Origin of the sequence: Streptomyces albipurpureus (assembly GCF_023701525.1) — a bacterium.
Taxonomy (GTDB): domain Bacteria; phylum Actinomycetota; class Actinomycetes; order Streptomycetales; family Streptomycetaceae; genus Streptomyces; species Streptomyces albipurpureus.
Window position 1 is genome coordinate 1 of record NZ_JAMQAW010000059.1, and the last position, 5,671, is coordinate 5,671.

Annotated in this window: 4 protein-coding genes and 2 pseudogenes; 5 read left to right on the top strand and 1 reads right to left on the bottom strand. The window is 61.2% G+C overall.

What is annotated here, in order from left to right; all coding sequences use genetic code 11:
• Window positions 1-385: 385 nt before the first annotated feature.
• Window positions 386-1,127, bottom strand: a pseudogene (locus tag NBG84_RS33660) (transposase family protein).
• Window positions 1,128-1,385: 258 nt separating this feature from the next.
• Between NBG84_RS33660 and NBG84_RS33665 the strand changes: the two are divergent.
• From NBG84_RS33665 to NBG84_RS33685, 5 genes and pseudogenes are all read left to right on the top strand, one after another.
• Window positions 1,386-1,997: a hypothetical protein gene (locus NBG84_RS33665; RefSeq protein WP_250923474.1), complete on the top strand. Its 612-nt coding sequence runs from the start codon at window positions 1,386-1,388 to the stop codon at window positions 1,995-1,997.
• 61 nt (window positions 1,998-2,058) lie between these two features.
• Window positions 2,059-2,709 (top strand): hypothetical protein, encoded by a 651-nt coding sequence (locus NBG84_RS33670; protein WP_250923475.1) that lies wholly within the window; start codon window positions 2,059-2,061, stop codon window positions 2,707-2,709.
• Between the two features lie 290 nt (window positions 2,710-2,999).
• Window positions 3,000-3,896 (top strand): hypothetical protein, encoded by an 897-nt coding sequence (locus NBG84_RS33675; protein ID WP_250923476.1) that lies wholly within the window; start codon window positions 3,000-3,002, stop codon window positions 3,894-3,896.
• A 241-nt stretch (window positions 3,897-4,137) separates the two neighbouring features.
• Window positions 4,138-4,317, top strand: a pseudogene (locus tag NBG84_RS33680) (transposase family protein); the annotation flags it as partial.
• A 242-nt stretch (window positions 4,318-4,559) separates the two neighbouring features.
• Window positions 4,560-5,273 carry a hypothetical protein gene (locus NBG84_RS33685; protein WP_250923477.1) on the top strand — a complete coding sequence of 238 codons (714 nt, stop codon included), beginning with the start codon at window positions 4,560-4,562 and terminating at the stop codon, window positions 5,271-5,273.
• Window positions 5,274-5,671 lie beyond the last annotated feature (398 nt).

Sequence of the window (5,671 nt, forward strand, 5' to 3'; positions counted from 1 at the left end):
AACGATCTTGGACGCCCTGTCCACGTTCCCAGACACACCATCAGCATTCGGAATGACTCGTCTAGGAGCGAGTTGCGAACATCAAGCTGATGGGACTAAAGAAACGGGCGTGGGGTGCGCAGTCGGAGGTGCCGCCCGTGGCCCGCCCTACCAAGGCACAGCGCGCAGCTCCGCCAAGCGCTGCGCCGACTCATCGACTATCAGTACAGTCGCGAAGCCCTCCGCGACTGGTCTCTTAACCGCAGCACCTGGCAGAAACTGAGCAGCCAACCGGAGCTTCCGCACGTGTAGCGTCCAAGAATGAATGACCCTTTCTCATTCTCCGTGGCCCTTGTCTGGCCTATGAGCCAGACAAGTGAGACGAACAGTGCCTTTTCCATCTTGATCAGGTGGCGAGTTCGAGGGCGAGGACGGCACGGACGGCGGCTGTGATCCGGGTGGTGCTGCAGCGGAGCTTCCGCAGGAGCCGCCAGGACTTGAGGATGGCCATGGCGCGTTCGCCGAGGCTGCGGATCTTGGCGTGATCGCGGTTGTGGTGTCGGCGCCAGCCGCGGAGGTGCTTGCCACGGATCGCAGGGCCGGCGCCCTGGTACGCCTTGTCGGCCCAGCACTTGATGTCATCTGCGGCGAGGGCGGCGGGTATGCCGTGGTTCCGGGCCGCGGTCAGGTCGTGTGTGGCTCCCGGCAGTGCGTCCGAGGCCCAGATCAGGCGCCCGGCGGGATCGGCGAGGACTTGCACGTTCATCCCGTGGTGCTTCTTCTTCCCGGAGTAGTACGGCTGGTCGGCGGCGATACGGTCGATGGGTAGCACGGTGCCGTCGAGGATCACGTACGCCTTCTTCCGGACGGTCGTCATGGCCTGTTGCAGCGTGGGCGCGAGGGCGGCCAGTAGGTCGACGGCCTCGCGTATGTAGCCCGTAGGCCGTGGCGATCCCGATGCGGAAGCCCGCGGCAAGGCAGGCGTAGGTGTCGCCGCAGCGTAGGTGGGCCAGGACGAGCAGGGCCTGCCGGCCGCAGGTCAGGCGACGCCAGCGTTAACCGATCCGACGACGGTGACCTGCGAGAAGACCGGAGAGATGCCGCAGAGTGTGGCTGGACAGATCGATGCCGGAGGGGTAGACAAGCACGCGAAAGCTCCTGGCGGACTGGTGATCTTGGTCGTGAAACCGTCTACCAGGAGCTTTCTTCATGCCCGCCGCCGGGGCTGCCAGCCCAACCACCCGTCAGGTTGGAAAGGCTCACTGCCCAAGATCCACTTTCGATACACGGCCTAGCAGGCCGCGCCGGTTCGGTGGACCTCGGCAATCCACTGGCGCGAGGGCGCTGCCGGGTCATACCCTGATCCGTTCTTCGATGATCAACTACCACACGGAGGCTGCGAGTTGATGGACGTAGCGAGGATGATGGCTCAGCTTGATGAGCTGATTGCTGAGTACCGAGAAATGATCAGCACCCGTACCGAAGGAGTACTGGCCTCTGATCGAGCCAAGCTCCTTGTGAGCCGTCTCGAAGCCGCTATCGATCGCTTGGCACCTCCTGGTAGTAGCTACGTAAGGCAGCTAGATGTCTATCGGGAACAAAAGCGAACCTCGCTGAAGATTCGCGAGGTCTTTAGCATTGCTCTTGGCCTCCATCACGATCTGGCATCCGGATGGGTGGAGACAGTTGTTGAGATGGTGCACGCTGACACCCATAGCGATTACCTGGATATGGCAGAGACGTTGTTGCAATCGGGGTACAAGGACGCCGCAGCTGTCATCACAGGTACGTCATTGGAAGTTCATGTGCGAACGCTCTGTGTTAAATATGGCGTAGACACCGAACTGGCCAGCGGTGCACCGAAGAAGGCCGACGTCATGAACGCCGACCTGAAGAAGGCTGACGTCTATGACGGACTACGGCAAAAGCAGATTACGGCCTGGATGGACCTGCGCAACAAGGCGGCTCACGGTGACTACCAAAGCTACGACGAACACCAGGTACGTATTGTTCATTGATGGCGTGCGGGAATTCATGCTGAAGTACTCGGCATAGCGTGCAGACAAGGGGACTAAAACGATGGCCAACATCGACAAGGTAGTCGAGCAGCTCAACTTTCTGATCAAGGCTTCCGGAAACTACGCACGGAACGATAACTGGTCTCTCCTGCATGACGGGGCAGACGACCCCGTTGTTCTCAGCAACCGGCTCGAAGCCGCAATCGAGCGAGCTACGCGACCGACCTCTATGTATATGAAGCAGCTTGACACTGCCCGCCGTAGAGTACAGCCTTATCGACTCAGAGAAGTGCGCATCGTCGCACTGGGACTACGTGACGATTTGGTCGCCGGGTGGGTTGAATCGGTCGTCGAGCTGGTGCACGCCGATACCTACCGCGATTACTTGGAAATGGCGGAGGGGCTGCTTGCCAAGGGATACAAGGACGCCGCAGCCGTCATCACGGGAACGTCCCTCGAAGTTCACGTGCGCGCTCTGTGCGCGAAGAACAATGTGACCACGGCAGTGGCAGGCAAGCCAAAGAAGGCCGACACCATGAACGCCGACCTCAAGAAGGCTGGAGTGTACGACGGCCTGCAGCAGAAGGAAGTTACCGCCTGGATGGACCTCCGGAACAAGGCAGCCCACGGGGACTACGCCGACTACGACCGCAATCAGGTACGTCTGCTCATCGGTGGAGTAGAAGCCTTCATGAGGAAGTACCCAGCGTAGGCGAACCCAGTAGGTCAGGGGTAGGTGTGAAGACTTCTCGCTAGCAGCCACCCTTAGCGTACGGATGACTTGGGCCATTGTGATGATGTCATGACGTCAGGTGCGCCGAGAATAATTCTGATCGAAAGAAGAGGGAATAATGACAGTTCAAGATGATGTGGTAGCGCTCGGCATAAGAAGTGATGCTGCCTATGTCGGCCGGTTCAGTCGCGATTTGGGTGCATCGAGAGCCTCCGGACACAGCGGTACCATCATGTTCTGTTTGGCACCGTACCTGTCACTGTTTGCACATGAGTCGTATAGCAAGCTCAAGCGTATTGATCCCGCATTGCCCGCCTTGTTGTCGGCTGACGCTTGAAGGGCAGCTTGCGTACTTCCGTGACGAGATCTCGCCTGCACACGCGGATAGGTTGCTGAACAACACGTGGCTTAAGGCCGCCCGCTTTCTAGAGACAGACTTGGGTTTCTATAGCTACGACGGAAGGATTATCTCGACAACGCATGCCGCCACGTTCCATCTGGGATTTGATCCTGTCGCACTACTGGAGGAGGGGTCGGGTCCGAATCTGCAATCCGTCTACGAAGAGTACGGCTGTTACTTCCGCGGGCTGGGCGCGAGGACCGATTCAGGTGCGAAGACCTTTGTGAGTCATCTCGATCCGATGCGCTTTGATCAGCGGGACAACGACGTTCGATCGACTAAGTACTACGGTCAGGTATTTAATGGCAAGGGTACGCCAGACATCAACCGGCTACTGATGGTGTTCCGGGGTTTGATGAATTTCGTCGACTCGATGGCCGGGCTGGGCGCAGATGCGAATGAGGTCGAGTACACCGTATTCAAGATGCGCTTTCTGACCCTGTACCAGGTTCTTGGCAGCTTGCAGATGCTTCATGACGAACGACCCGGTGACCTCACCACGCAGTCCACGAGGCTTATCGAGAAGATCACGGGCACGTGGTCGGCAAGCCTGATTATGGATCGCTCAGCAAAGCCGTTCCGCAACACCCTGATGCACTACAACCTAGACTCTCGCGTCGACCTGGCGAGGGTGGATGCAACTCAGTCACTCTTTGGACTCGAGCCGATCTATTTTCCGTCGCACGACGCTGCATCGTTCGTCGAGGCCGTTGACAGCTGTATCGAGGAAACCGCATCGGTCATAGAGGAGTGGGCTACTGGCTGAGCAGTGAGCGCGGAGTTGGTTCGGCGGGCACGGGGACTCGACCGTCTGCACATAGAACAGCCCTGCGGCCACTGGTCGCGGGGTGCTTGGCTTGCGCGGCTTGTTCAGGCGGACCTGGCAGGCGTGGCCGGCGCAGGGTTGGTCGGCTCGATCTATGCGGCCGTCTCCGGCTTCCCGCTCCTGGTGTCTTTGACGGCAACGCTGACGGCTACGACACCGATCAACCACCGTCTACGGCTGTCCTGCAAGAGGCCGTTGGCAGCGCCGGCACAACAGCACACACGCCAAGATCCGCTGCCTCGGCGAGCAGGCCATGGCCACCCTGAAGGACTGGCGCCTCCTACGAAAGCTCCGTTGCAGCACCAACCGCATCACCGCGATCGTCCAAGCCGTCCTCATCCTTCAACACGCCTCCGCGTGAGGGTGAGGTTGGAAAGGGCTCAGTGTCCCGTCTCATCGGAGCTGGCAGTTTCTCAAGGAACCGGGTCAGATTCTCAAGGGACTTGTCCCGTCTCGCTGAGCTTGGAGGAGTCTCAACTGATCTGAGCGGGGCGGCCTCGAATCTCATGTCCGGTGGCTGTTGTCGAGGGTGCGGTCACCCACAGGGGTGACCCGCGGATCGTTCCACGTGGCTTGTCTCACTGCAACCGTGATGGTCGAGTCATGGGTGGGATACCGGTCCTGCGGGGTGGGGCTCCGCTGGAGGTCTCGGATTTTGATCTGGCCTGGCTGGAGCGTGGCGACGAGGTACGCAAGCCGTTGGGGTACGCGGCGAAGGTGGCCTTCGAGGACGTCGCGCCGGTCGGGACTCTCCGTCGTACCGAGGACTGCGGCATTTCCCGGGGCTGTCTGCTGCCGGTGGAGTGGCGGAAGATCAACGACTACGGGATCACCATCGACTACCGCACCTACGGCTGCATGGATTTGGGCCCCCTACCGGCGTCAGCCGTCTGGGGTCGACGTCAAGGGCAACCTCTGGGAGGTCCATCACGACCCTTGCGACCTCTCCCACGTCTGGGTACGCGACACCCGGGCTGGAGGATGGATCACGGTTCCGTGGACCCGGCTGGGCACGGTCTCGGCCCCTTCGCCGACTTCACCTGGCGCCATGCAGGGTCGCTGCTGGCCGCGCGCGGAGCGGATACCACGGACGAGGGCGCCACCGCGGTGGTGGTCGAGGATCTGCTTACCCGGGCCGGGACAGGCCCGGACCGGCGGATCGCTGCCCGCACCCGGGCCGCCTCCGCAGTCCCCGGCCGCCCGGTCGCCAGGGTCTCGCCGCAGACCACCGAGGAGAAGGAACCGGACGAAGATGAGGTGGTGGGCAAGGTCATCCCCTTCGGGGTTTTCGACGCCTTCACTGACGGGAGCCGCTGATGACGAACTTCTTTGAGCCGGAAGAGGTCGACTACCCGTTGACGACGAAGGAAGGCTGGGCCGAGTCCGTCGCGGAGACCGTCGCGCCGCCGGTCGTCCTGCCGTCTGCGGCCTTACAGCGGCTGCCGGAGGCTGAGAGGGTGGAGTATGACCGGGCCCGGGAGGACTACCACTCCCAGCTGGTGATCGTCTCCACCCCGACGATCCGCGATCGGCCGCAAGCGCATCCTGCTCAACCGGCACCAGCACTCCGCCCACCGGGGACTGATCGTTTCGGGCCCGGCTGGCACAGGGAAGACCCACCGCCATCGCGAAATTGGGCAAGAACTACAGTACTGATCTTTTTGTAAGTTCGGTGGGTGTGGTGGGCGTGTGGGTGGGAGGCTGTCGGGGTGGCG